29 protein-coding genes are annotated in these 25,529 nt (G+C 39.5%); 7 read left to right on the top strand and 22 right to left on the bottom strand.

Annotated elements, in window-relative coordinates; genetic code table 11:
• Positions 1-24 precede the first annotated feature (24 nt).
• The gene (gene panP, locus L641_RS0110510) at positions 25-1,650 is read right to left on the bottom strand and encodes a pyridoxal-dependent aspartate 1-decarboxylase PanP (RefSeq protein ID WP_024601861.1); all 1,626 of its coding nucleotides are present in this window, start codon (positions 1,648-1,650) and stop codon (positions 25-27) included.
• 259 nt (positions 1,651-1,909) lie between these two features.
• On the opposite strand from panP, the gene L641_RS0110505 reads away from it, so the two are divergent.
• Complete coding sequence (locus L641_RS0110505) at positions 1,910-3,781, top strand: GGDEF domain-containing protein (RefSeq protein ID WP_024601860.1); 1,872 nt, start codon at positions 1,910-1,912, stop codon at positions 3,779-3,781.
• Here L641_RS0110505 and L641_RS0110500 read toward each other — a convergent pair.
• The 8 genes from L641_RS0110500 to folB form a co-directional block, all read right to left on the bottom strand.
• Entirely contained in the window at positions 3,774-4,442 is a 669-nt protein-coding gene (locus L641_RS0110500) for an SAM-dependent methyltransferase (RefSeq protein WP_024601859.1), read from the bottom strand. The two genes, L641_RS0110505 and L641_RS0110500, sit on opposite strands and share 8 nt — an antisense overlap.
• Complete coding sequence (locus L641_RS0110495; protein ID WP_008466038.1) at positions 4,442-5,209, bottom strand: ABC transporter permease; 768 nt, start codon at positions 5,207-5,209, stop codon at positions 4,442-4,444. The genes L641_RS0110500 and L641_RS0110495 overlap by 1 nt, the downstream gene beginning before the upstream one ends.
• Entirely contained in the window at positions 5,210-6,139 is a 930-nt protein-coding gene (locus L641_RS0110490) for an ABC transporter ATP-binding protein (protein ID WP_013464297.1), read from the bottom strand.
• Positions 6,136-6,759 (bottom strand): flavin prenyltransferase UbiX, encoded by a 624-nt coding sequence (locus L641_RS0110485; protein ID WP_024601858.1) that lies wholly within the window; start codon positions 6,757-6,759, stop codon positions 6,136-6,138. Before L641_RS0110485 ends, L641_RS0110490 begins: the two co-directional genes overlap by 4 nt.
• Position 6,760: 1 nt before the next feature.
• Positions 6,761-8,116: a UDP-N-acetylmuramate:L-alanyl-gamma-D-glutamyl-meso-diaminopimelate ligase gene (mpl, locus tag L641_RS0110480; RefSeq protein WP_024601857.1), complete on the bottom strand. Its 1,356-nt coding sequence runs from the start codon at positions 8,114-8,116 to the stop codon at positions 6,761-6,763.
• A gap of 214 nt (positions 8,117-8,330) precedes the next feature.
• Positions 8,331-9,131, bottom strand: a complete 801-nt coding sequence (locus L641_RS0110470) for an undecaprenyl-diphosphate phosphatase (RefSeq protein WP_024601856.1) — start codon at positions 9,129-9,131, stop codon at positions 8,331-8,333.
• On the bottom strand, positions 9,128-9,616 hold the full coding sequence (folK, locus tag L641_RS0110465) for a 2-amino-4-hydroxy-6-hydroxymethyldihydropteridine diphosphokinase (protein ID WP_024601855.1): 489 nt from the start codon (positions 9,614-9,616) through the stop codon (positions 9,128-9,130). The genes L641_RS0110470 and folK overlap by 4 nt, the downstream gene beginning before the upstream one ends.
• Positions 9,617-9,976, bottom strand: coding sequence for a dihydroneopterin aldolase (gene folB, locus L641_RS0110460; protein ID WP_024601854.1), 360 nt, complete (start codon positions 9,974-9,976; stop codon positions 9,617-9,619). It abuts the gene before it with no gap.
• A gap of 207 nt (positions 9,977-10,183) precedes the next feature.
• Between folB and plsY the strand changes: the two genes are divergently transcribed.
• On the top strand, positions 10,184-10,789 hold the full coding sequence (gene plsY, locus L641_RS0110455; RefSeq protein ID WP_008466051.1) for a glycerol-3-phosphate 1-O-acyltransferase PlsY: 606 nt from the start codon (positions 10,184-10,186) through the stop codon (positions 10,787-10,789).
• A 23-nt stretch (positions 10,790-10,812) separates the two neighbouring features.
• Here the strand turns inward: plsY and tsaD are convergent, their stop codons facing one another.
• The 3 genes from tsaD to L641_RS0110440 are packed head-to-tail and all read right to left on the bottom strand — an operon-like array spanning position 10,813 to position 12,807.
• The gene (gene tsaD / locus L641_RS0110450; protein ID WP_008466060.1) at positions 10,813-11,826 is read right to left on the bottom strand and encodes a tRNA (adenosine(37)-N6)-threonylcarbamoyltransferase complex transferase subunit TsaD; all 1,014 of its coding nucleotides are present in this window, start codon (positions 11,824-11,826) and stop codon (positions 10,813-10,815) included.
• A gap of 44 nt (positions 11,827-11,870) precedes the next feature.
• Complete coding sequence (locus L641_RS0110445) at positions 11,871-12,461, bottom strand: YjaG family protein (RefSeq protein WP_008115608.1); 591 nt, start codon at positions 12,459-12,461, stop codon at positions 11,871-11,873.
• Positions 12,445-12,807 (bottom strand): DUF2007 domain-containing protein, encoded by a 363-nt coding sequence (locus L641_RS0110440; protein WP_008466062.1) that lies wholly within the window; start codon positions 12,805-12,807, stop codon positions 12,445-12,447. Before L641_RS0110440 ends, L641_RS0110445 begins: the two co-directional genes overlap by 17 nt.
• Before the next feature lie 75 nt (positions 12,808-12,882).
• Here L641_RS0110440 and L641_RS0110435 point away from each other — a divergent pair, with 75 nt between their 5' ends.
• From L641_RS0110435 to L641_RS0110425, 3 genes are all read left to right on the top strand, one after another.
• Positions 12,883-13,332 carry a DUF2721 domain-containing protein gene (locus L641_RS0110435; RefSeq protein WP_008466063.1) on the top strand — a complete coding sequence of 150 codons (450 nt, stop codon included), beginning with the start codon at positions 12,883-12,885 and terminating at the stop codon, positions 13,330-13,332.
• A 243-nt stretch (positions 13,333-13,575) separates the two neighbouring features.
• Positions 13,576-14,454: a LysR family transcriptional regulator gene (locus L641_RS0110430; RefSeq protein ID WP_024601853.1), complete on the top strand. Its 879-nt coding sequence runs from the start codon at positions 13,576-13,578 to the stop codon at positions 14,452-14,454.
• A gap of 95 nt (positions 14,455-14,549) precedes the next feature.
• Positions 14,550-15,170: a 2OG-Fe(II) oxygenase gene (locus L641_RS0110425; RefSeq protein ID WP_008468193.1), complete on the top strand. Its 621-nt coding sequence runs from the start codon at positions 14,550-14,552 to the stop codon at positions 15,168-15,170.
• Here the strand turns inward: L641_RS0110425 and ubiA are convergent.
• A complete protein-coding gene (gene ubiA / locus L641_RS0110420; protein WP_024601852.1) occupies positions 15,167-16,045 on the bottom strand; it encodes a 4-hydroxybenzoate octaprenyltransferase in 879 nt (292 codons plus the stop codon). The two genes, L641_RS0110425 and ubiA, sit on opposite strands and share 4 nt — an antisense overlap.
• A complete protein-coding gene (locus L641_RS0110415) occupies positions 16,042-16,587 on the bottom strand; it encodes a chorismate lyase (RefSeq protein WP_013464288.1) in 546 nt (181 codons plus the stop codon). Before L641_RS0110415 ends, ubiA begins: the two co-directional genes overlap by 4 nt.
• Positions 16,588-16,837: 250 nt before the next feature.
• Between L641_RS0110415 and L641_RS0110410 the strand changes: the two genes are divergently transcribed.
• A complete protein-coding gene (locus L641_RS0110410; RefSeq protein WP_008468199.1) occupies positions 16,838-17,236 on the top strand; it encodes a flagellar basal body-associated protein FliL in 399 nt (132 codons plus the stop codon).
• Here L641_RS0110410 and glpG read toward each other — a convergent pair.
• The 6 genes from glpG to L641_RS0110380 form a co-directional block, all read right to left on the bottom strand.
• Positions 17,233-18,054, bottom strand: a complete 822-nt coding sequence (glpG, locus tag L641_RS0110405) for a rhomboid family intramembrane serine protease GlpG (RefSeq protein WP_024601851.1) — start codon at positions 18,052-18,054, stop codon at positions 17,233-17,235. The genes L641_RS0110410 and glpG overlap by 4 nt on opposite strands.
• Positions 18,051-18,368: a thiosulfate sulfurtransferase GlpE gene (gene glpE, locus L641_RS0110400; protein WP_008468201.1), complete on the bottom strand. Its 318-nt coding sequence runs from the start codon at positions 18,366-18,368 to the stop codon at positions 18,051-18,053. The genes glpG and glpE overlap by 4 nt, the downstream gene beginning before the upstream one ends.
• A gap of 65 nt (positions 18,369-18,433) precedes the next feature.
• Complete coding sequence (tdh, locus tag L641_RS0110395) at positions 18,434-19,459, bottom strand: L-threonine 3-dehydrogenase (protein ID WP_010390995.1); 1,026 nt, start codon at positions 19,457-19,459, stop codon at positions 18,434-18,436.
• A 52-nt stretch (positions 19,460-19,511) separates the two neighbouring features.
• On the bottom strand, positions 19,512-20,708 hold the full coding sequence (locus L641_RS0110390; protein ID WP_024601850.1) for a glycine C-acetyltransferase: 1,197 nt from the start codon (positions 20,706-20,708) through the stop codon (positions 19,512-19,514).
• 163 nt (positions 20,709-20,871) lie between these two features.
• Complete coding sequence (gene gmhB / locus L641_RS0110385; RefSeq protein WP_024601849.1) at positions 20,872-21,441, bottom strand: D-glycero-beta-D-manno-heptose 1,7-bisphosphate 7-phosphatase; 570 nt, start codon at positions 21,439-21,441, stop codon at positions 20,872-20,874.
• A complete protein-coding gene (locus tag L641_RS0110380; RefSeq protein ID WP_024601848.1) occupies positions 21,438-22,499 on the bottom strand; it encodes a glycosyltransferase family 9 protein in 1,062 nt (353 codons plus the stop codon). The genes gmhB and L641_RS0110380 overlap by 4 nt, the downstream gene beginning before the upstream one ends.
• 123 nt (positions 22,500-22,622) lie before the next feature.
• Between L641_RS0110380 and L641_RS0110375 the strand changes: the two genes are divergently transcribed.
• The gene (locus L641_RS0110375) at positions 22,623-23,342 is read left to right on the top strand and encodes a 3-deoxy-D-manno-octulosonic acid kinase (protein WP_024601847.1); all 720 of its coding nucleotides are present in this window, start codon (positions 22,623-22,625) and stop codon (positions 23,340-23,342) included.
• A gap of 6 nt (positions 23,343-23,348) precedes the next feature.
• Here L641_RS0110375 and L641_RS0110370 read toward each other — a convergent pair whose 3' ends face one another.
• Positions 23,349-24,434, bottom strand: coding sequence for a glycosyltransferase (locus tag L641_RS0110370; protein ID WP_024601846.1), 1,086 nt, complete (start codon positions 24,432-24,434; stop codon positions 23,349-23,351).
• Positions 24,431-25,504 (bottom strand): hypothetical protein, encoded by a 1,074-nt coding sequence (locus tag L641_RS0110365; RefSeq protein ID WP_024601845.1) that lies wholly within the window; start codon positions 25,502-25,504, stop codon positions 24,431-24,433. The genes L641_RS0110370 and L641_RS0110365 overlap by 4 nt, the downstream gene beginning before the upstream one ends.
• Between the last annotated feature and the right edge of the window lie 25 nt (positions 25,505-25,529).

Raw genomic sequence — 25,529 nt, 5'->3', positions numbered from 1 at the left:
TTGTAATTGTAATTGTAATTGTAATTACATATATTTTCGTAAATACTTTTTAAATACCGGATCAGTTTGTGCTAGTTCTTTCTGCTCTTCTAATATCTCTTTTAAAATAGCGCCCGATGTAAGCGGGTTCGCAAGTACCACTCTAAATACCACGGTTGGTTGATTATCATATTGTACTGGCGTTAAACGCGTACGCGATACAAATGAGCGACCCGATTCACGTTGGCGTTTTTGCATGCTGGCAGTAAAACGATTAAGCGCGGCAAAAATGTCTAAACGGGTTTGTGCATCAGCTTGGGCTATCGCGTGTTTAATTTGTTTTGGTACATAGCGATAGGTCAGTAAGCAAAGTTCTGGCTCTGATATTAACTCAAAGTCTTCATCGGCTTTTATTAAATCAGCAAAATAACGCGCTTTTTTAATACTGCGATCGATAAGCATTTCATAGCCTTTACGACCAATAACACGTAAGCAAGCATGCACTAACATCGCCATACCAGGGCGGCTCCCCTCAAGGGTATGGCTGCCTAAATCTTTAGAGCCTTTACGTAAAATATATTCAGCATGGTGTTCGATGGCATCAGTTGCAGCAGGGTCTTTAAACAGCACCAAACCTGCTCCCATCGGTACATACATTTGTTTATGCGCATCAATGGTGATTGAATCTGCATGCTCAATACCTTTTAATAAATGCCTATGGGTATTAGACAGTAAAGTAGCTCCGCCCCACGCCGCATCAACATGAAAGTGGCAATTAATCTCTTGTGCTAAATTAGCCATGTCTTCAAGTGGATCGATATTACCAGTTTCAGTCGTTCCGGCTACACCAATAATTGCCATCACTTTAATGCCTTGCGCTTCAAGCTCTAGCGCTTTTTCTCGCATAGCATCTACATCAACTTTATTATCAGCCGATGTTTTAATACCAATTAAATTCTCACGGCCAATACCTAATAAATCAACCGATTTGCCTAATGAGTAATGACCTCGCTCAGAGATTAAAACCGCCAGTCCTTTGTAACCATAGTGGAGCATTCCCGCCACTAAACCTTGTGCAGCAATGCCTTTAAAGTTGCCATCCGCTTTCAATAAGCGGTTGCGAGCAATCCAAAGTGCTGTAATGTTAGCTACTGTGCCACCAGAGCAAAATGCTCCTAAAGAGGTTTTTGCACTGTGCATCCATTTAGAATAAAAGCCATCATTTTGTCTATAAGCTAAATGATGCATCATTCCTAAAACTTGACGCTCTAATGGGGTAAACGCTTTTGAGGTTTCTATTTTTACAAGGTTTTGATTTAGCCCGACCATTAATTTCGATAACGGCAGTAAAAAATGTGGCAGAGCAGATGTCATGTGACCAATAAAGCTTGGCGCTGCGGTATGTACAGAATGAGCAACCAGCTGTTCCATAATATCTTGGGCATAGCAAGACACAAACGTTGGCTCTTCAGGGATAGCCGCCGATTGAAAATCTTTTTCTATTTCATGTAATGGTTTTTCAATTGCCGCGATATTTTCGTTTAAGAAACCTGCTAAATTACTCGAAATTTCAAGCTCTATTTTGCTCAAAGTTGAGTCAGGGGCCTCTGGAACGGTAAATATCCGTTTGAGGCTTTCTTTAGAGGCGACGGCACAACGCTTTTGATCCATCTTCATACCTAGTGTGTGACTAAAACACCTGTTAGTTTGTAAAACACGCTAATTTAAGGTGTTTTTAAGCAACGGCATTTCTAAAAAATTGCGCTAACTTTACTGCAATATGACAAAAATGTCTCGTTTTAAGCCATAAAAGACAATACAAAATAGATAACATTTCACTATTTTTTATATTTAGTACAAAGGGTAATTAAAATATTGGGCATTTATAATTTTTAAGTATAATAAATCTAACAAAAAATAAGGATGTTGCATGCTAAAAGGAAATCTAAAATTAACTCGGTTGGCGCTCGGTACCGTCTTTTTTTTAGTCAGCTTAATAATTTACAGTTACTACACCTACACTGCCATCAATAATGATGTGATACGCAGCATTGATAATCGTTTATTAAATGCAGCCACCAGCGTAAAGTACATTTTAGGTAATGATTATCACGATAAAGTAGCGCAAGAAATTAGCTTTTCAAGCTATCAAAATAAAGCCGACCAGCTTTCGGCATTGGCCAATGATTTAAATATAGATTATTTATATTCAATGGTACTGATTGATGAAAATGTTTATTTTACTGCCTCTAGCTACACTCAAGATGATCAAAATAACGGTAAAGTTACTCAGTTTTTAGATCTTTATCCCGAAGCCACGCCAATAACTATGGCTGCATTTTTATCAACGGCCCCTATTTTTGAAACCTCAACAGCGCATCGCGGCCATTCTAAAACAGTATATATTCCTCATCTGGCAAAAAATGGCAGAACCTATATTACAGCTGCAGATATTAGCGTTGATAAAATTAGCAATGCATTAAAAACAGACTTATATCAATCTATGTTTCATTTTTGCTGCGTAATTATTATTTTATTAATAATTTATACTCTTTATTACTATGGAGTACGTCGTTCATTAATGAGCGACCATGCAAGCGGATTCGAAAATCATATTGCCTTAGAAAAACGGCTAAAAAAAAGCAATGAACATCATTTACAAATTGCGATTATTTTAGTGAACGAAATTGATAATATCAGCCGTTTTTTTGGCACAAAAACAGCCGATGAAGTGATGAAAAAACTACTTAGTCACTTTAAGCAGCAAAACCGTCTGCAATCACGTATTTATCGTATTGCGACCAACAAGCTGGCCATTTTAACCAGTAAAGAAACACCTTTTGATGAGCTTTACAGCATTATTCAATCCCATAATAAAAATACACCTTTTATTACAGACCCATTTATTTATATTACACTCAACGCTGGAGTCGCAAGAGGGAATAAGTCATTACTGCTTAAGAATGCCCACATTGCTTTGCTACAATCAAGGCAAGGTGTTCAACCCATAGTAAACTACTCAGAAGCGATTAACGACGCTAAATCTCTGTATTTATACAATGTAGAAATAGCAAAGGAAATTCGTGAAGCGTTTGATGCCCATCGCGTTGTTCCTTATTTTCAACCTGTTATAGATACCAATACCAATGCCATTATTAGGTATGACTGCTCACCAAGAATAGTGACCTCACATGGGGAGATTTTAACCCCTGATACCTTTTCTAATGCAGTAAATAGGCTGCGTATGGATGGGATGTTAACACGTACCTTATTTACTCAATGCATTTCGCGCTTTCGCAAATCAGCAATCAGCTGGGGGTTAACTGTGTGCGCTGAAAATATTGCAGATCCCACTATTTATGATCACATAGCGTATGAGCTTCATCGCTACCCCAACCCTGAAAACATTACTATTTCAATATTAGAGTCGCAGGTCATTACACACTACTATGAAATAAAATCATTTATTGCGATGGTGAAAAGTAAAGGGGCAAAAATCGTGATGCATTGTTGGGGTAATGAGTTTATTAATACGCTCAATACGTTAAAGATTGAGGTAGATGGCATTAAACTCGATGGTGCGATCACCAAGCAACTGGTAAATGATGAAAATACGTCGCTATTTATCGCCTATATTGCTGATATAGCCCAGCAGCTTGAACTTGAATTGGTTGTTGAGGCGGTAGAAAATAACACGGTTGCCGAGCTACTCAATAAACTAAATGTGACGCTGATGCAAGGTAGTTACCTTGGTAAACCAACGCCACACGTGACTCACTTTAAGCAACAATTAGCTATATAAGATTTATAACAAGCCGGTGGCTTTGCTGGCCACTGGCCCAGTACTTACGTTCGAAAGGGGTAATTGCTTCGTCTGACTCAAACAATTCGGTTTCACATGGATTCCCCGCTAATTCAAGCGCTCTGGCAAACTCTTTAACATAAATATCCCAATTACTGCGCACCTCAAGTAAACCACCTAACTTTACAATAAACGGGAATATAGCCGCCCCATGCCAGCGCCTTTGTATGTGTTTAGACTTAGGCCAAGGGTTAGGGTAAAGCAAATAGTGATGCGTAGGCTGCCAATTAGCAGCCACCGCTAAACGCCAAAAGTCATTTAAGTCAGCTTGCACTAAAATGTATTGACCACTTTCACTTTGTTTATATTCAACATCATGCTTATCAAGTCGATGAGATGACTTATCAATACCTATGACTAACGCTTCAGGATGACGTTTTGCTAAATTAGCGGTGCTCTCTCCGACCCCACAACAGGAGTCTAAAATAAGCGGCCCATTAAAGGCTTGCACTTTAGCATTAACTTCATCAAATGCGGTTTGCGTATGCGTTGCAATTGGCTTTTTAAACTCAGCCTGTAAGTGTTTATTAACTATTTTATCAAGCTTTTCATGAAGTCCCGCTTGATTAGATACAATACTACGTGAATTTGCATCGCTCATTAGTGTCTTAGCCCCACACCTTTTTTAATTAGCGTCAGTGCTAAAGTAAATAGGACGCTGATAAACACCAACAACACACCCATTGCGACCGATAAATCTACATCCGAAACACCTAAAAAACCATATCTAAATGCGTTAACCATATAAATAATTGGGTTTATTTGCGACACCATTTGCCAAAAATCAGGCAGTAAAGTGATTGAATAAAACACCCCGCCTAAATAGGTCAACGGCGTTAAAATAAAGGTAGGGATAATACTTATGTCATCAAAGCTGTTTGCATAAATAGCGTTAATTAACCCGCCCAAGGCAAACACCGCCGAGGTGAGAATAACAGTGGCTATAATCACAAAAATATTATGTATTTGTATATCAACAAAAAATAAAGAAACGCACGTTACGATAAAGCCAACCATAATGCCACGGGTCATACCTCCGCCCATATAACCCAGTACAATGATGTAATTAGGCACAGGTGCAACTAATAACTCTTCAATACTTTTTTGAAACTTAGTTGAGTAAAAGCTAGAGGCAACATTTGAATAAGAGTTAGTTATAACTGACATCATAATAAGGCCAGGGACAATAAACTCCATATAGCTAAAACCGCCCATGTCACCAATACGCGAGCCAATTAGGTTACCAAAAATAACAAAATATAAACTCATCGTGATCGCTGGCGGTACTAAGGTTTGCACCCAAATACGCAAAAAGCGAATGCACTCTTTAATCCAAATACTTTTTAAGGCTACGCCATATTTAAACATTTATTCGCCCCGCCCTTGCTCTAATAAACCTACAAATAATTCTTCTAATCGATTCGCTTTGTTTCGCATGCTCAGCACGGTATTACCTTGTTCAGTCAATGCTGTAAACACCGCGTTTAATCCTTGAGATTTAGCCACTTCAACTTCAATGGTGTGATCATCCCCCATAGTAAATTTGTATCCATCTAGCGTTACGGGTTTAGACGGTTGTTTTAAATCCAATACAAAGGTTTCTTTGTCTAATTTAGCAAGCAGGGCTTTAATCGTGGTGTTTTCAACAATTCGCCCGGTATCAATAATGGCGATGTTTTTACAAAGCAGTTCAGCTTCTTCAAGGTAGTGGGTTGTTAAAATAATGGTCACACCTTGTTCGTTAATTTGCCTTAAAAAGTCCCACATTGAACGGCGAAGCTCTATATCAACACCCGCTGTCGGCTCATCTAAAATAAGTAATTTGGGCTCATGCATTAAGGCACGTGCAATCATTAAACGGCGTTTCATACCACCAGATAAGGTACGCGCTTGCTTATCTTTTTTCTCGATTAATCCAAGCTGCGCTAAGTATTTATCTGCACGTTTATGTGCTTCGCCGCGCGGTACACCGTAGTAACCTGCTTGATTAACGAGTATTTGGCTCAGCGTTTCAAACTGACTAAAGTTAAACTCTTGTGGTACTAGGCCTAAATTCGCTTTAGCCGCCTCAAGGTCGGTATCAATATCGTGACCAAATACTTCAACTTTGCCTTTGGTCTTATTAACCAGTGAAGAAATTACCCCAATAGTGGTTGATTTACCCGCCCCATTCGGGCCAAGTAATGCAAAAAAGTCACCTTCGTGAACTTGTAAATCAACCCCTTTTACTGCCTCTACCCCATTTTTGTAAACCTTGGTAAGGCCTTCAATATTTAAAGCAATATTTTGCTTATTCATTTCTTACCCTCACCATAACCCCAACGCTTCGTGAGATTATGTTCAATATTTAAATGATCTAAAATTCGCGCCACCATAAAGTCAACCAAGTCTTCTATGCTTTGCGGTTGATGATAAAACCCAGGTGCTGCAGGCATAATTGTTACACCTAAACGCGATAATTTAAGCATGTTTTCTAAATGAATTTCGCTAAATGGCGTTTCGCGTGGCACTAAAATAAGCTGGCCTCGCTCCTTTATCACCACATCGGCGGCGCGCTCTAATAAATTATCTGATGCGCCGACTGCAATGGCAGACACAGAGCCTGCGCTACATGGACATACTACCATTTTTTTCGGCGCTGCAGAGCCCGAAGCTACCGGACTAAACCAATTATCTTTACCAAATACCTTTAACTGCCCAGGTTTTGCGTTATATAACAGACTTAATTGCTCTGTGGCCTTGTCTTCATTTGCTGATAGTTTAACATTTGATTCGGTATCAAAGACTACCCGCGCGGCACTTGAAATAAGCACATACACTTGAAACTGCTGCTCAAGCAACACTTCTAGCAACCTCAATCCATATGGAGCGCCTGATGCACCACTAAATGCTAAGGTGATTTTATCTTTAAATTGCACATTATTCTCCGCTGTATTTATTGGCCAAGCCATCAACAAGTTGTTGATGAAGGCCATTAAAACCACCATTACTCATAATTAAAACATGTTGATTTGGCTCAATACTTTCAAGCACTGTTTCGATAATGGCGATTGTAGAATCAAAACACTGCATACCGGCTTTTTCTGCTTGCTCCTTGAGCGACCAGCTTAAGTTTTCTGGTTCAAACAGTAGCACCTCATCCGCATCGCGTAATGAGTCTAACAATGTAAATTGATGAACTCCCATTTTCATGGTGTTAGAACGCGGCTCTAAAATCGCAATAATTTTGTCATTGCCCACTTTGGCGCGCAGCCCCGCAAGCGTTGTTTGTATCGCGGTAGGATGATGGGCAAAATCATCATACACTTTAATGTTATTTATATCCGCTTTAAGCTCCATCCGCCTTTTTGGGCTGATAAATTCGCCTAAAGCCGCAATACTGTGCTCAATAGCTATTCCTACATGGCGCGCTGCTGCAATGGCCATCATGGCATTTTTAACGTTATGCTCACCAATTGCCTGCCAGTTAACTACACCTTGCAGTTGCGTGTTTAATAACACATTAAATTGAGAACCATCCGCTTTAAGTAGCTGATAATCCCAATCATCGCCTAATGTTTCGCTCTCGCTCCACAGCCCTTTTGCTATAACATCGCTCAGAGCCTCATCATCTTTTGGCCACAATACTTTCCCGCTTTGCGGTAGTGTACGTATCAAATGGTGAAATTGTTTTTTAATCGCATTTAAATCTTCAAAAATATCAGCATGATCAAATTCAAGATTGTTTAAAATGAGTGTTCGCGGTAAATAATGAACAAACTTACTACGTTTATCGAAAAAGGCGGTGTCGTATTCATCGGCTTCTATAACAAAAAAAGGCGTTTGCCCAACCCGAGCCGAAAGACCAAAACTTTGCACGATCCCGCCAATTAAAAAGCCTGGTTTTAAACCTGCATATTCTAATATCCATGCCAGCATACTGGCAGTCGTTGTTTTACCATGGGTTCCTGCCACCGCCAGCACCCATGATTTTTGTAGTAAATTATGCTTAAGCCACTCTGGGCCTGAGGTATAAGGCAAGCTCTTATCGAGTACATATTCAACACACGGATTCCCTCGGCTCATAGCATTACCTATGACGACTATGTCGGGTGCCGGTTCTAGTTGAGATACATCATAGCCTTGGGTTAGCTCGATTCCTAACTCTTCTAATTGGGTACTCATTGGTGGGTAAACGTTTTGATCAGACCCGGTAACGTGATGACCTAATGATTTAGCTATAGCGGCAATACCACCCATAAATGTGCCACAAATACCCAAAATATGTATATGCATTTACTATCCTTTCATCCTGCGCGGAATGTGCTCTAAGGCGAACTTTAATGGCGCTATAATGCCAAAATTTAGATCAAGTTACCATCAGGGTCTGTTGAGCTTTCTAGGTAAATTTGCAGCAGATGTTTGGTATTTCAACAAGACAGCGCCGATGCGATGTTTGGCGCAAATAAAAAAGCCTCCCAAGGTGGGAGGCTTTTTAAAGATTAATGGCTTATAGCATTAAAAAGAATATTAAGCCGATGCCTAATAACAAACGATAAATAACAAATGGCAGCATACCCATTCGTTCAATCACTTTTAAAAACATAAAAATACAGGCATAAGCTGATAAAAACGACAGCACTACACCCAACAATAAAGCAGTCCAATCAACAATATGATCGCCAAGCGCTAGCTCTGCTGTGTAATAAAGGCCCATCATTGAAATAATCGGAATAGCCAGCAAAAACGAAAAACGGGCTGCACTTTGCTTATTCATACCCAGCATTAAACCCGCGGTCATGGTAATACCTGAGCGAGAAGTCCCTGGGATCATCGCAACGGCTTGCGCAAAGCCAATGATGAGTGCGGTTTTCCAATTAAGCTGATAAATTGTTTTTATTTGCTTACCTTTAGCATCGGCGTACCACAACAACAAACCAAATACGATGGTTGTGGTTGCAATCACCCATGCACTGCGCAAATACAGTTCAACAAAATCTTTTAGCAATAGCCCTAAAATAGCGGCAGGCACAGTACCTAAAATTATCCACCAGCCTAGTTTGCTGTCATCTGTTGTACCTTGTGCACCAAACGATTTAAACCAAGCACCGAGTATATCGGCCACTTCTTTACGAAAATAAATAACAACAGCAATTAACGTTCCTACATGAACGGCAACATCAAATGCCAAGCCTTGATCTTCCCAGCCTAAAATTTGCGACGGTAAAATTAAGTGTGCAGAACTCGATATAGGTAAAAATTCAGTAAATCCCTGAATTAGGGCTAAAACAATTATTTCTATAATACTCATGGGTTAGAAAACTCCACCTTCCATAGTTTTTGTTGAGGGTTGTTATATGCATTCCATATTTGGGCAATCGTTTTTTTTGCTACAGGGTGATAAAAATCAGGAGCCACCTCTGCTAAAGGCTGTAATACAAAGGCATTTTTGGTAATTTCGTCACGTGGTAGTTGAGCTGGGCTCTCGCAAATGACATCATCGTAAAAGAGTAAATCGAGATCCAAGGTGCGCGGGCTAAATTTTTTATCATTTGCTTTGCGACCATTATCGCGCTCTATTTGTTTTAATAACGCACACACATCTTCAAGCACCATTTCGGTAGTGGCAGCGAGTACGGAGTTGTAAAAGTTATTACCGGCAAAACCCACCGCTTCACTTTCAAATACCGAAGAATGTTGTGTATTTTTAAAGTGTTTATTTAACGCCACTAAAGCACGCCTGATATGCTCTGCTTTATTAATGTTTGACCCTAGGCTAATAAATATTTGCGCCATTTAAGCAAGAACCTTGTTACGCGTTATTTCTACACCGACGGTTTGCGCTTGTGCAACTGCAGCGGGCTTACTTACTTTTATTGTCACTTGTGGGGTATTAAATTCGGTTAAAATGATTTGCGCTAATTGCTCCACCAGTGTTTCTAAAAGCTCTACCGGTTTAGCCGTACTGTGTTCGATAACACGCTCACTTACCTTAGCGTAATCCAGTGCCAAGTTAATATCGTCGTTTTGCGCTGCGGGCTTGATGTCGCTTAACATTTCAATATCAAAGTACAGGCTTTGTTTACTTTTCTTTTCAAAATCATACACCCCGATAATCGTTTCGACATGCAATTGTGATATAAATACCTTGTCCATTGATACTCCAAATGACTGTAACAAGTCACTGAGTTAATTACATATTGTATCAATCAAATTAATACTGTATATACTTTAATCAGTGTTTAAATATACTAAAATTACTTCTACAATAGAATCGTTACAAAATTGCGAGTAATTTAAGAAGCCCGTAAATTTTGACGCCAATAATAGCTTAAAAGTAATGATTAAAAAATAAGGAAGCGCGTGTTAGTCATTTTAATGTTTGTTTTAGCCTATTTGCTCGGCTCGATTTCATCGGCCATTTTAGTGTCGCGGCTATTCAAACTCCCCGATCCACGCACGCATGGCTCCAATAATCCAGGTGCAACCAATGTTTACCGCTTAGGCGGGTCACTTCCTGCATGCTTAGTTTTAGTCTTCGATATTTTAAAGGGCACAATCCCTGTTTGGGGCGCTTATTTTTTAAAACTCGAGCCATTAGAGCTTGGTTTAATCGCCGTTGCTGCATGCCTAGGGCATATGTACCCATTATTCTTTAGTTTTAAGGGCGGTAAGGCGGTTGCAACTGCATTTGGCTCGTTACTACCGATAGGGCTTTCTTTAGGAGGGTTATTGATTGGTACTTGGTTGCTGATTGTCGCGATTACTCGTTACTCATCACTTGCCGCGTTAGTGGCCGTTACGCTAGCCCCTTTATACACATGGTGGATTAAACCGTTATACACCTTACCGGTGACCTTTATTACGCTACTGATCATTATTAGGCATCGCACTAATATTGTGCGTTTATTTAAAGGGGAAGAACCAAAAGTAGGGACTAAACAAGCCCCTACAGATGATAAGAAGTAATAACTAACCTGAATTCTGGTTAACTATATTGCTTCTAAGCTATCGATTGGCCAGCGCGGTTTAGTTTTCATATCAAGCGTAGCAAACTGCCCCGCTTTTAAACGCTGCATACCGGCATACGCTATCATTGCACCATTGTCAGTACAAAACTCAGTACGAGGGTAAAACACTTCGCCCTTCATACCTTGCATCACACGCTCTAATTGCAAACGTAATTGCGTATTAGCACTTACGCCACCGGCTATTACTAAGCGCTTAATACCGGTTTGTTTTAATGCGCGCTTACACTTAATTACTAAAGTATCAATAACGGCCGTTTGAAATGCATGAGCAATATCTGCTTTTGTTTGCTCATCACTGTCGTTTTCACGAATAGCAATTGAAGCGGCGGTTTTTAGGCCACTAAAGCTAAAATCTAAGCCAGGTTTGTCTGTCATTGGACGCGGAAAAACAAATCGCTTAGCAACACCTTGTTCAGCCATTTTAGCCAAACGAGGGCCGCCTGGATAATCAAGCCCAAGTAACTTGGCTGTTTTATCAAATGCTTCACCAGCAGCATCATCTACCGACTCACCCAATACTTCGTATTGACCAATACCAGCAACTTTTACCATCATGGTATGACCGCCAGAAACCAATAAGGCAATAAATGGGAACTCGGGGACGTTTTCCTCAAGCATTGGCGCTAATAAATGCCCTTCCATATGGTGCACTGCCACCGCTGGGATATCCCAGCCATATGCTAAAGAGCGACCAATTGAGGTACCTACTAACAAAGCCCCTACTAAACCTGGCCCTGCCGTATAAGCAATACCATCTAAATCTTCAGGACCACAACCCGCTTGCGCAAATGCCGCATCAATAAGCGGCAATGTTTTACGTACGTGATCGCGCGAGGCAAGTTCAGGTACTACACCACCATAGTCTGCATGTACTTTTACTTGGCTATATAATTGATGGGCTAGCAGCCCTTTTTCGTCATCATAAATAGCAATACCAGTTTCATCGCATGATGATTCAATGCCTAAAATTCGCATTGTTAATTCTCCTGCCACCTAACAAGGTGTTTAAAACAAATAACTTACAGTGCTAAACCAATGTTAGTTTGGCCATCAGCAAGGACATGCTTTTTCAATGCTTTCACATTTTCAGCAGTGATACGCCCCATTGCTTCTACAAAATCAATTAGTTCACCTAATACCTCTATTTCGTATTGCATCAGTGGGTGTTCACGCACCGCTTTGTTATCGGCAACATCACCTTCAACCGTCATTTGGTACTCAATAAAGCGAGCTACGGTGGCCTGTGATATTTTACTCACATTAACAAACTCTTGCTCATCTTGTGCTAAAAGGCCATGCATTAAACTCAGTAATGAGGTGGCAGCATCGATTGCAGGATAGGTACCAAACATATCAAAATCGGCAAGTTCAGGAACATTAGGTTCTATTTTTTCAACTTGCTTTTCTAAATCAATTTTACTTTTAGGAAGGAGTATTTTTTCCCAACATACATTTAAAGCATTGCGTAAAATAACCTCATCGCCAAAGCCGGTAGCCTCACTAAATAGCCCATAATTAGGCAACATACGCTCTATTAACGCACTGGCCAATACCGCTTTTTGTAAATAATTTAACTCTCTAATACGCTGAAAATTATTCGCTTTTGTCATTCTTTAAGGTCCCACATGACCAACAAAAATCAAATGTTGATCCATTATGCTCATTACAGTTAGGGCACACCCAATCTGGAGCGGATTGTTTTACTTGCTGATAGTTTACCAATATTTCACGTGCATGGCGCTCTTTTATCGCATAAACCTGCACACTTACTTGTGTTTGTTCAAATGGGATCTCGCCCATTGCGCCTTGCAGTATTTCACCTTTTATCTGGCACTCAATTCCCGCATTAAGAATCAGTCCTTTTATTATATTGGCCTCTAAACTATTTTCTGCATTATAAAGCGTCACCCAATCAAATGATGTTACATTTGATTGGCTATTATTAGTATTTTGCAATATCCACCTCATTTACTTTATGTGTACAATAAGCCCGCGTAACCTAAAGCAAATAATATGATTTAAGGACACATTATGACGCTAACTACCCCAGGTTTACTTTTTCCAGCCATCTCATTGTTATTACTTGCCTATACAAACCGATTTTTAGTACTTGCGCAACTAATACGAGAATTGAATGCCCGTGAAGGTGAGTCTATTCGTCCTGTTGTAGTGGCGCAAATAACTAATCTTAGAAAGCGAATAAAACTAATAAGGACCATGCAAGTATACGGAGTGGCCTCTTTTTTATTATGTACGTTATCTATGTTTGCATTATTTATAGAATTTAATACCACGGGCATTATTTTATTTGGTGTCAGTTTAAGCTGCTTGAGCTTATCTTTGCTTACTTCATTATTTGAAATTCATATTTCTTGTGATGCCATAGAAATTGAATTACAAAACATTGAAAATAAGCCTTTAAGTAACCGAGTTAGTAAAAACTTTATTGAGCCTAATCCTAAAAGCAAAAACAGCAATTAACCAAACGAGACTTTAGTAAAGTTGTTATAAAATTGCATAAATTTGGTCAATAATAAAACACTACAGTAATTTAACATTACCCAAAGGTATAACAACATTTTGCAACTATTCTCTTTAAATACGATTAAAAGAAAGTTAATCTTAATAAGTGGTTAAAAACCTTATTTCAACTGATCTGTAGGGATATAAAGTCAGTATTAAATCTGTAATTCCCCTAGCTTACCTATAAAAAAGGACTATATAGTGAGATTTGAACAATTAGAACAGTTTGTAGCACTTGGCCTGCTTCGTCATTTTAGGCAAGCTGCTGAACAAACCCAAATTAGTACATCTGCATTAACCCGTAGCATTCAAACTCTTGAAACGGAGCTTGGCTACGAACTAGTCACCCGCTCTACTCGCTCGGTTAAGTTAACTCAAGCAGGCGAACTTTTCCTCGACTTTGCTAAAAATACGCTCAATGAGCTAGAACAAATAAAGCATCGCGCTTTTCAATCAATTAATGGCACAGAAGAAAAAAAATTAGTGATTGGCTACACCACAACAACCAGCAGCATAGTACCAATCACCTGCGGCGAATTTTTGAGTCAGTACCCGCATATTAAAATTGAAATGCAGCTGCAAAATAAAACTGAGCTTCATAGAAAACTGCTTCAAGGAGAAATTGACATTAGTGTATGCTCGCAAATAGTCAATAGCATTGGTAGCGATATACAATTACCTGATCAACTTATTTTATTTTGTTCAAAACAACACCCTTTAGCAAATAAAAGCGATATTAGTAAAAAAGAGCTCGAAATCTATCCAATGTTCAGTTGTTTTTCGCAGTCAAAACAAGTGCAATCAATGCTTAATGAAGTAATAGACTCGTTAAATAAAGTTTCAACTATTAAAGTAGGTAGTATTGAGCAGGTAATGGCTGGACTTGAAAAGTCAGATCATTTTGCTATTGCAGGTATTGAACACACCAGCTCTGTGGCAGAAAACCATAACTTAATCCAGCTTAAAACGAATAACGATATTAGCCATGAACAACTTGTGGTGCAAACAAGCCAGCAAATAGAGGCAGGTGAGCATGTTGACCACCTACTCTCGCTAATTAAGAAGGTTTCAAGAGCATAAAAAATGACTCCATGCGTTTTATAACAACTATAAATTAGTGGCATTAAAGTTTTTTTTCACTACACTAACGCTCCCTTATATTATGACTAGCGTTAATGAATAACTTTACAGCTGCTGAAATTTACCTAGAGCACATTGAAACGCATGGCTATGCCATTATTGAAAACGCCATTGATAGTGACTTAATATCCGAGTTGATGGCTGATTGCTATAGAATAAATCCTCACTTTAGCCTTGCCGGTATTGGACGATTAAACAATTTACAAATTGATGATTCCGTTCGTAAAGATAAAACCTACTGGTTTGATGGCAGCTCAAATGCACAGCTTAGCTATCAACAAATAATGGAAGCTGTTCGCACTACCCTTAATCGTAACTTTTTCATGGGCTTGTTTGATTATGAATGTCACTATGCAAAGTATACGCAGGGTGATTTTTACAAAAAACATGTAGATGCGTTCAAAGGTCGTTCAAATCGAGTTTTTACCACCGTATTGTATTTAAACTCTCCTAAGAAAGGCGGGGAGCTGGTTATTTACAAGCCAAAAAGTAAAGACATAGAAGTGGTTATAAAACCCACTGCAGGCACTTTGGTATTATTTGAAAGCGAACGCTTTGTGCATGAAGTACTTCCTGCTTTTGATAACCGCTATTCGATTGCTGGTTGGTTCAGAAAAAATGCGTCAATTAGTGGTATTATCGACCCACCCCGTTAAGAAAAAACGGGGTAAGAAAATAATAAGCCTATAAATACAGTAAGTCCCACATAATGATTATTCAAAAACGCTTTAAAACAGGCATCTCGTTGACGTAAATGAATCAAACGCTGTTGATACAATAATAAAGCCGCAGCAACCGCTAACCCTAACCAAAAGCTTGCTCCAACTTGGCTAATAAAGCCGATCAATGTCATTAATACTAAGAATATAACGTTAAGCAACCCTATAATATGGCGATCGTAACTGGCGAATAAAATAGCGGTTGATTTAACCCCTATTTTTAAATCATCATCTCTATCAACCATGGCATACATAGTGTCATAAGCCACCGTCCAGCAAATATTAGCGACAAATAATAGCCAAGCTTGCACAGGCAATGAGTTTGTTGATGCCATAAATACCATAGGAATTGCCCAACCAAAAGCAGCCCCTAATACAACCTGTGGAAGTTGTGTGTAACGTTTCATAAAGGGATAACAAAACGCGAGCCCAAGCGCCCCAAACGATAACAAGATAGTATTGGTATTTAGCATTATTACTAAAATAAAAGCGATACTAACCAGCAGCAAAAACAAACTAACTGCTTCCCCACTACTCACAGCCCCAGTTGCTAAAGGGCGCTGACAGGTTCGTTTTACTGAGCCATCTATTTTCCTGTCAGCAAAATCATTGATAACGCATCCTGCGCTACGCATAACTATTACCCCAAGGGTAAACACAATGAAGTTTGTTAGGCTTGGTATCCCTTCATTTGCTATCCACAGCGCCCAATAAGTTGGCCAAAGTAATAATAAGGTGCCTATGGGCTTATCTATTCGCATTAACTGAACGTAATACGATACATGGTTTACCGATAAAGGGGCTAGTTTCATGAGTATAAATAGGCTCCTGGTAAAAAAACTTCACAAACTAAAAATTTGTAGTCATGCAAAGAGAACACGCTTCGTCGTCCTAATAATATGTGTATGGGTAAATTAAGTTCGCTCACCAGTGATTGCAATGAGTGGTTATCATCAAAGCGAGCAATTTCAATATCAGCGCGCTTTAACGCAGGGTCTTGAAATATGACATCACCCAACGGACGTTCACCCATATTATGCAGCTGATTATTTGTATTGTTGTTTGATATTGGCAACCAGCTTTGAGCATATACAACCGGTTTGTCATCACACAACAATAAAACCTCACGGTTAAGTACGGTGTTCACCTCATTACTTAATAAAGCTTGCTGAGGTTGCGAGAGGTTAACTTTTTGCTCGCTCAGCACCTTTACAGCAAAACGCTGCGACTGGCTTTTTAATTTAGCCGTTAAAGAATGCGGTTCAAATAGCCACTCTTGCTCAGCGCTAGATAAGCCACAGACTTGAGAAGTACTCTGCCAATCAGCAGATAAAGAAAGAGGAAACGTAATCACAATAGCTCTACTTGATAAAAATCAGCAAGATCATAACATTGCTAAGAGATTTGAAAAAGCGCGATTTACTCACTACCAAGCACACCCTGTTATTATAAAAAGCTAATCAACATTTGACTCTCGCTATTGCCTATCCCAAACTTGAGTACAGAGTGCCTTTACATAACTCAACAAATAACAGCATCTTGCTGTATCTTATTTACTAATAAGTATAAACTATTTGTAACCAGTTTACGGAAACGCTTTTGAAATGAAAAAAACAGTATTTACAGGCCTTTTTATTCTTCTAGTCAGCTTAACTAGCTTATCAGCACGTGCTGAGTCTACTGTCGGTTATTTTGGGTTTGAGCCAGATATTATTACCAACTACATTGGCCCATCGAGTAAAAAAATGGGCTATGTACGTGTCACTGTTGATTTAATGCTTAATAAAACATCAGATATTGCAATCGTGGAACACCACACGCCGTTACTTCGTGATGCGTTAGTAGAGATTTTATCTAAAGAGCCTGAAAACAAAATAAAGTCTTTAACAGGACGCGAGCAAATACGCCTTAAAAGCGCAGAAAAACTAAAAAGCCTTCTTAAAGAAGAAACAGGGCATGAGATCATCCGTGATCTCTTATTTACTAAATATTTATACCATTAGGCACTTTTTGTTTTAAAAAGCTGAGCGGTATAGGCAAAAGCCATACCGCTAACGAGCCCACCTAAGTGTGCCCAATTAGCCATTCCAACAAATAATACATCTGCAAAACCAAGTACTAACCATACCAGCATAAATCCAACAATTGCAGTTGTAACCAGTGCAGGCTGTTTAGGGTTAAGGGTGCTGTAAATCCAACAAAAGCCTAACAACCCATATACAACACCGCTAAGCCCACCAAAGTTAGGCCCGACCATTAAGTACTGTGCCCAATTACTTATTAAAGCGGTAACTAAAAAAAGTCCGATTAGACTCGACTTACCACATTGCTTTTCAATATTGTCACCCAGTGAAACCCACCAAATTAGATTAAACACGATATGCATGGCGCTAAAATGCACTATAGCCGGGGTTAACCAAGTAAGTGGTGACGCAGGGTTAAACTGCAACGCCATGTAAATAGGTTCAAACGCACCCAATAAAAAGGCAATATAAACAATAATACTCAGTATGCTAACACTTTGATTAAGCCAACTTAAGGCTTTAAACCGCGCGACTAAATTAAGCGACTGGCCTTGATATTTTAATGGTGATTGCGTGCTGCCTACTTGCCATGACGCTTGTTGATAACGTTCATGATTAGGGTTTTTAGCAAATTCATTCCACAACGGTTGCACCGCATGAAAGTCCTCAGGTGCCACACTAATGACAAGCGTATGGCCATCCTCAGTACGAATTTGCCCGCTAAACCCTTGGCTTTTTAAGTAATCTATAAAGCCCTGTGCAGCGCGAGGGTTAGTTAGGCTGCCTAGCTCTATCATCGTGATACTTTATCCTTGTAAGCGGCTTCCCATGCAGTAAAACCGCCATCCATACTGTAAACATCTTCAAAGCCTTGCTCTACTAAGTAGCTGGCAGCGCCTTGTGAGCTCATACCGTGATAACAGACAATAATAATCGGCTGGTCAAACTCTTTTTCCATCATAAATTGGGCAATATTCGCATTAGATAATGCCTCTGAACCCGGAATATGACCCGCTTGATACGAATTAGGATCGCGAATATCAGCAATCACTACATCTTCTTTATCGAGTAGTTCAAGGGTTTGTGCGATTGATATATGTTTAAATGCCATAGTACTCTCTTATAATTACAAAAAAGGCGACAAATGCCGCCTTTAATTCTCTTAACAAGGGGTAATTAATCCCAGTTAAGAATTACTTTACCCGATTGGCCTGAAATCATCATATCAAAGCCAGCTTGGAAGTCATCTATTGAATACTGATGAGTAATAATTGGTTTTAAATCAAGCCCTGATTGAATCAAACTAGCCATTTTGTACCAAGTTTCAAACATCTCACGACCGTAAATACCTTTGATCACTAAGCCTTTAAAAATAACTTGATTCCAATCGACCGCCATATCTGAAGGTGGAATTCCCAACATGGCAATTTTGCCGCCATGATTCATGTTATTTAGCATGGCATTAAATGCACTTGGTACACCTGACATCTCTAGGCCAATATCAAAGCCCTCTGTCATACCCAGCTCTTTAGCTACATCTTCAAGCTTTTCATTCGCGACGTTTACAGCACGCGTTGCGCCCATTTTACGTGCTAAGTCTAGGCGGTATTCATTTACATCAGTAATAACCACATGACGTGCACCCACATGCTTAGCCACAGCTGCAGCCATAATACCAATTGGGCCAGCACCGGTGATCAAGACATCTTCACCGACTAAATCGAACGATAAAGCCGTGTGTACTGCATTGCCAAATGGGTCAAAAATAGAGGCAAGTTCATCGCTAATATTATCTGGGATTTTAAACGCATTAAATGCAGGAATCACTAAATACTCTGCAAATGCGCCTTCGCGGTTTACACCGACCCCTGTTGTATTACGACATAAGTGAACGCGCCCAGCACGACAGTTACGACAATGGCCACAGGTTATATGACCTTCACCTGATACACGGTCGCCAACTTCGAAACCGCGAACTTCTTGTCCCATGTCAATTACTTCACCCACGTATTCGTGGCCAACCACCATAGGCGTCGGTATGGTGTTTTGTGCCCACTCATCCCACTTATAAATATGCACATCGGTGCCACAAATAGCCGTTTTACGAATCTTAATTAACAGATCGTTATGACCCACTTCAGGCTTTGGTGCATCTGTCATCCAAATGCCTGGCTCTGCTTTTAACTTTGATAATGCTTTCATAATTCACACTCAATTAAAAAATCGCGACTTCAGCCGCGATTTAACAAGAAAATTAAATAACACCAATCTCTTTACCAATACGGGTAAATGCTGCAATGGCTGTATCAAGCTGTTCTTTGCTGTGCGCTGCAGAGATTTGGGTACGAATACGCGCCTGCCCTTTTGGTACAACAGGGAATGAAAAGCCGGTTACATAAATCCCTTCAGCCAATAACTTATCAGCCATAAGTGACGCTACTTTGGCGTCTCCTAGCATCACAGGTATAATCGCATGATCTTTACCTGCACAGGTAAAACCAGCCGCTTCCATTTGCTCACGGAAGTATTTAGCATTTGACCATAGCTTAGCGCGAAGCTCACCGCCATTTTCAAGCATTTCTAACACTTTAATTGACGCCGTTACAATTGAAGGCGCTAACGAATTTGAGAATAAGTAAGGACGAGAACGCTGACGTAACCATTCAACAATTTCTTTTTTACCTGAGGTATAACCACCCGAGGCTCCACCTAGTGCTTTACCTAAGGTACCAGTAATAATATCAACACGATCAAGCACGTTGCAGTATTCAGGTGTACCTTTACCGTTTTCGCCAACAAAACCAACTGCATGTGAGTCATCAACCATAACAAGTGCATCGTATTTATCAGCTAAGTCGCATACGGCTTCTAAGTTACAAATAACGCCATCCATTGAGAACACGCCATCGGTTGCAATTAATTTAGTTTTAGCACCGGCTTCATCGGCTGCAATTAATTGCTTTTCTAAATCAGCCATATCGTTATTTGCATAACGGAAACGTTTTGCTTTACATAAACGTACGCCATCAATAATAGAAGCATGGTTTAATGAATCAGAAATAATCGCATCGTCTGCACTTAATATGGTTTCAAACAACCCCGTATTGGCATCAAAACATGATGAGTACAAAATGGTGTCTTCAGTTTCTAAAAATTGACTGATTTTTTTCTCGAGTGTTTTATGAATATCTTGTGTACCACAAATGAAACGCACAGAAGCCACACCAAACCCATGGTCATCTAAGCCTTGTTGCGCCGCTTTAATAAGCTCTGGGCTGTTAGCTAAACCTAAGTAGTTGTTAGCACAAAAATTAATAACTTTTTCGCCTGATGCCACTTCAATTTGAGCTTGCTGCTGCGAAGTGATAACACGTTCATTCTTGTACAAACCTTCCGCTTTAACGTCTTCGATTTGCTGTTGTAATTGGCTAAAAAAAGCAGATGCTCTCATCTGTGATCTCCATTTGGTTGAACGGGTTAAATAGCAGACGTGTTGCTGCTATTTATAATGCGGGTATTGTAAAAGTTTAAGCGCCAAATTGCACTGTTTGTCATTCGTCGCAAATTGCCTAACTGGCAGGAAAAGCTGCCAGTTTACAGGCTTGAGGTGTGTACTACGTTAGATCAGCAAATAAAGCCGGAAGGTCGTTGATTGAGTCACAAACATAGTCAGCAAAATTTACAGCTTTGTCATCAAATTTTTGCCCTGAACGTACCAGTACTTTGGTACGTACATTAGCGCTAATGGCAGCGTGCATGTCACCTAATTTGTCACCCACCATCACACTAAGTGCAGGGTTGATATGATGATCTTCTATTCCTTGAAGTAACATGCCAGGCGCTGGTTTTCTGCAATCGCACTCTTTTAAATAATCTGGTAATGCGTTTTTAGGATGATGAGGACAAAAATAAACGTCCGTAATTTCAATTTGATGAGCGCTAAACTGCGCTTTCATCCACTCGCTAAGCGCTAAAAATTCGCTCTCAGAATAATAACCACGGCCAATGCCTGACTGATTAGTCACTATAATTATTTTATAGCCCGCATCATAAAACGCTTTGCATGTTGAAAACACACCGTCTATAAATTCAAACTCTTCACTTTTAAACACATAACCATGGTCAACATTTACTACGCCATCTCGATCTAAAAAAAGCGCCTTGTTAGTGTTTTCTTGATTCATAACAGTGACTCTTTTTTAACAACATGATCAAACATTTGTTTTACTGCATCGGTGGTTATTTGACTCATTAAATCATCGCCTTTAACACGAGTACCCCAAGGCAATTGCTCGGCGATTTTACCTGTTTGCTTTACTAAGTTTTGATGGTAAACCTCAACCACGTAGTCTTGGTATAAATAAGGCCCCGTTCGCGCTGGGTTTGAATGCGCATATAAGCCAATAACCGGTGTGCCCACAGTCACCGCCATATGAGCTGGGCCTGTGTCAGGTGCCAGTACTAAGTCTGCACGCTTAAGTACGCACAATAATTCTTTGAGTTTTGTTTTACCCACCAAGTTCAGAATGGGTGAATCAGAGTGTTTAATGATGTTATTTGCTAAATTAATTTCCAGTTCAGTCGGTCCACCAGTTAATACTATTTTAAACCCCTGTGTATGTGCATAATCCGCAAGCGCAGCATAGCGTTCGGCTAACCAGTTACGCTGTGCTTTACTTGCTGCTGGCGAAATAACAAATAGCTTATTTGATAAATAATCGTCACCTAGAAGCTCATCAGCTTTAGCTTGATCTTTGTTGGTAAAGGGCATATTCCATACAGGGACATAATCATCAACACCAATCGCTTGGGCAAAGCCTTTAAATCCCTCTAAAACATGCGCCTGAGATTGGGCTTTAATGCGTTTATTAATAAATAAACTATGTAGCTCTTTTGAACGAGCCCAGTCAAAACCAATTTTAACTTTGGCAGGAATACAGCGAGCAACAAAACCTGCTCTTAAAGCCACTTGCATATTAAGCAGTACGTCAAAACACTGCCCTTTAAAGGTTTGCTTTAACTGTTTCAGTGCCGGTTTACCTTGTTTTTTATCAAATACAACAAGCTCAACGCCTGGTAAGTCAGCTAACAGCATCGCCTCGACCTTACCTATAACCCATGTAATTTTGGCATTTGGGTGTGCTTTTTGAATAGCTTGTACCGCACTTACTGCATGGCATACATCACCAATAGCAGAAAGACGTAAAATACAAATTGAAGTGTAAGTAGGCGCTGAAGTCACACGTTTCCTTGGAGGTAAAATAATAAAACCTGATCTTAAATTATAATCGCGTCATTGCAAGTACTTATCCTTAGCGTTAAAACACGTTAATATGTGCACATATTAACGCGAACCCTATGAGCTATGTTTAATCAACACGTCAAAAATAACCATGTCATTTTGAGCCATCCTCAATATAGCAGCCAGATAGAGTTAGATTGGTTTAGCCCCGACTTTTGGCAGCAACAGCAAAAAATTGTTGGCGCTAAAAAGGGACGTGCAACCGCATGGTTTTTTAAACACGCAGATTTAACGGCTGTGTTGCGCCATTATTGGCGTGGCGGCCTGATAGGAAAGCTACTCAGTGATCAGTATTTGTACTGGGGGCTTGAGCATACCCGTGTTTATAAAGAGTTTAGCTTGATGGCACAATTAATAGAGCTAGGTTTAAATGTACCAAAACCTATTGCCGCTAAAGTGAGCCGCCATGGTTTTATTTACCGAGGTGATATTATTACTGAAGCGGTTAGCGGCGCTAAAAGCGTATTAGATATACTGATTGAACGCGCATTGAATGATATTGAAATAAAAAAAATAGCCAGCACAATTGCGTTATTTCATAATGAAGGGGTGTATCACGCTGATTTAAATATTAATAATATTTTATTTGATGACAGTGGCAACGTTTTTATTATCGATTTTGACCGCGGCGAAATAAAAACACCCGATAAAAAATGGCAACAAAGCAACATGTCTCGACTACAGCGCTCATTTTTAAAAGAGCAAAGCCGCAATAGCAGCTTTCATTGGCAAGAAAACGATTGGCAAAGTTTAAATAAACACTACCATAATGGGTTAACCTAATAAAAACTAGTTTGCTAACGCTAAGTATTGCTCTGTTACTCTATCGGCACACACCTTTTCTAAAATAGCTGCGTTGGTTACATTTGGGTTATCTGCGAGCACTTGCTTAACTGCGAGCGCTAGGAGCTCACCTTGGCCAATAGGTACTAGGTATTTACTTAGTTCACCCGTAAGTATTTCACTTGGACCATGAGGGCACTCAGTACTGACAGCAGGCGTACCTACTGCTAAAGCCTCGACTAGCACATTACCAAACCCTTCAAAGTCTGAACTTAACAATAAAGCTTTTGCCTGCTTTATCCAGTTATATGGGTTTTGTACAAATCCCGGAACAATAAGCTGATTTTCAATACCATATTCTTTGGCTAACTTTAATGCCTTTTCTTTTTTGTTACATAACAGCACTAATTTGTATTTTTTATCTAACTTGGCAAATGCAGAAAATAAAATATCATGGCGTTTTTGTTTAGCTAAACGTCCCACATGAATAAGATATGGAGAATCGGGTATATTTGTATTCACCTCATTAGCTTTATCATTGATTGTTTTAAAATTGAATGGATTATAAATAGTGGTAATAGCACTTGGGGTTATTAAGCTGCCTTGTTGTATTTCTTCTTCAACCCCTTTGGACACGCAGATCAGTGATTTACCATTAAGATTTTGTTTACTCTTTTTAAGATATAAGTATGAAAGCGGGCCTAGTTTTTTTTGCCTAGCGAGCTCTGCATTAACTGAGTTATGAACAACAAAATGGGTATTTTTTATTTTACTCTGCGCTAATAAGTTATTACTACGATCTAAATTAGAAAGTACTATATCAATAGACCCAAGTTGCCGTAACTTTTGCTCAAACCATGCCTCTAACACTCTGATATTCTTTTTTATCTGCCAAAATCGATCTACTTTTGTTGCTCGACCTGAAAATAAACTTTCAACGTTCAAAGTGGTTGGAATGTCATATTCAATATTTTGCGCCAATGACAAGATAGTCACATTGTGGTCTTTTAATACCATCTCTTGCGCTAATGTAAGCATTACCTTTTCAGCGCCACCACCAACAAGAGAGTCAATTACAATGACAATATTCATAGCTTATTCCCCTGCAACAGTACTTTTACACCATTCGTTATAACATCAAAGCTATGTACATTTTCTAACAACATATATTGGCTGAGTGTATTGTTATAATTTGGCTCAGTAAGTAGCTCTTGCACTTTTTGAGTGATGTCTAAAATATCAAGCTCAGCTTGTTTAACAACGCCAGTGGCTGCACAACGTGCGACTCGATCACTCTGATCTTTTGAAATAGCACAAGCAATGGTTGGGGTTTGCAAAGCAATAGCTTGTAGTAAAGTATCACCCGCGCTCAGTAATGCAATTTTAGCCTGACTGAGTAAGGCTAAAAATTCAGTTCCCTCTTGGCTTGGCAAACAAATTAACTCATTGGTTTTAGGTAGCGACTTAGTGTAATTAGGGCCAAATACCACCACGCCTTTCAAGCCTGTTTGTTTAGCAATAACAAGCCCTGCTTGAAAATATATATCTGCGCAACTTACGCCATTAACTGTATGACCACCAGAGCCCGCGTTAACAATAAAGAATTCTTTTTCTTTCAAGTGATAACGGTTTAGTGCATCGCATTTTTGTTGCGCTGATGCAAATACTGTAAATGGCCCAACATTAGCAGGATAGGCCAAAGGCAACATGCTCAATTTTAGCTTTTCATACCACGAAAGAGGTTCAATACAGTAATCCGGTTGTACCACCCAATGAGTATCAATAAGACCAGTCCTATTAAGCTTTAAACCTTTTGCCCGCTTTTTTGCATGCTGCGAAATAAAAACAACTTTAGCACCCACTTTTTTTGCCGCTTTCATTTGCTCAGCGCGTCCTGCGCAATCAAAAAGCACCGCATCTGGTTTGTATTGATCAATAAACTGACATACGTGCGTATTTTCTTTTGTTGCCGATTGGTTTAAGAGTAAGCTAGAAAACGGGCAGCTTTTAGCATAAGCCGTATGCTTATTTAAGATAAAATGAATATCTAACTGCTTGCCATACTCAGCCTTTAAAGTTTGAGCCAGCTGTAATGAGCGCATATATTCACCAATACCTTCTGGTGATGACACAGGAATAAATAAAAGTCGTTTTTTGCTCATTACAATCTCACTGGCTTATTTGACC

The organism is Pseudoalteromonas sp. TB41 (genome assembly GCF_000497975.1).
GTDB lineage: Bacteria > Pseudomonadota > Gammaproteobacteria > Enterobacterales > Alteromonadaceae > Pseudoalteromonas > Pseudoalteromonas tetraodonis.
Note: the sequence above shows the minus strand (reverse complement) of the source record. Positions and strands in the feature narration are given on the sequence as shown.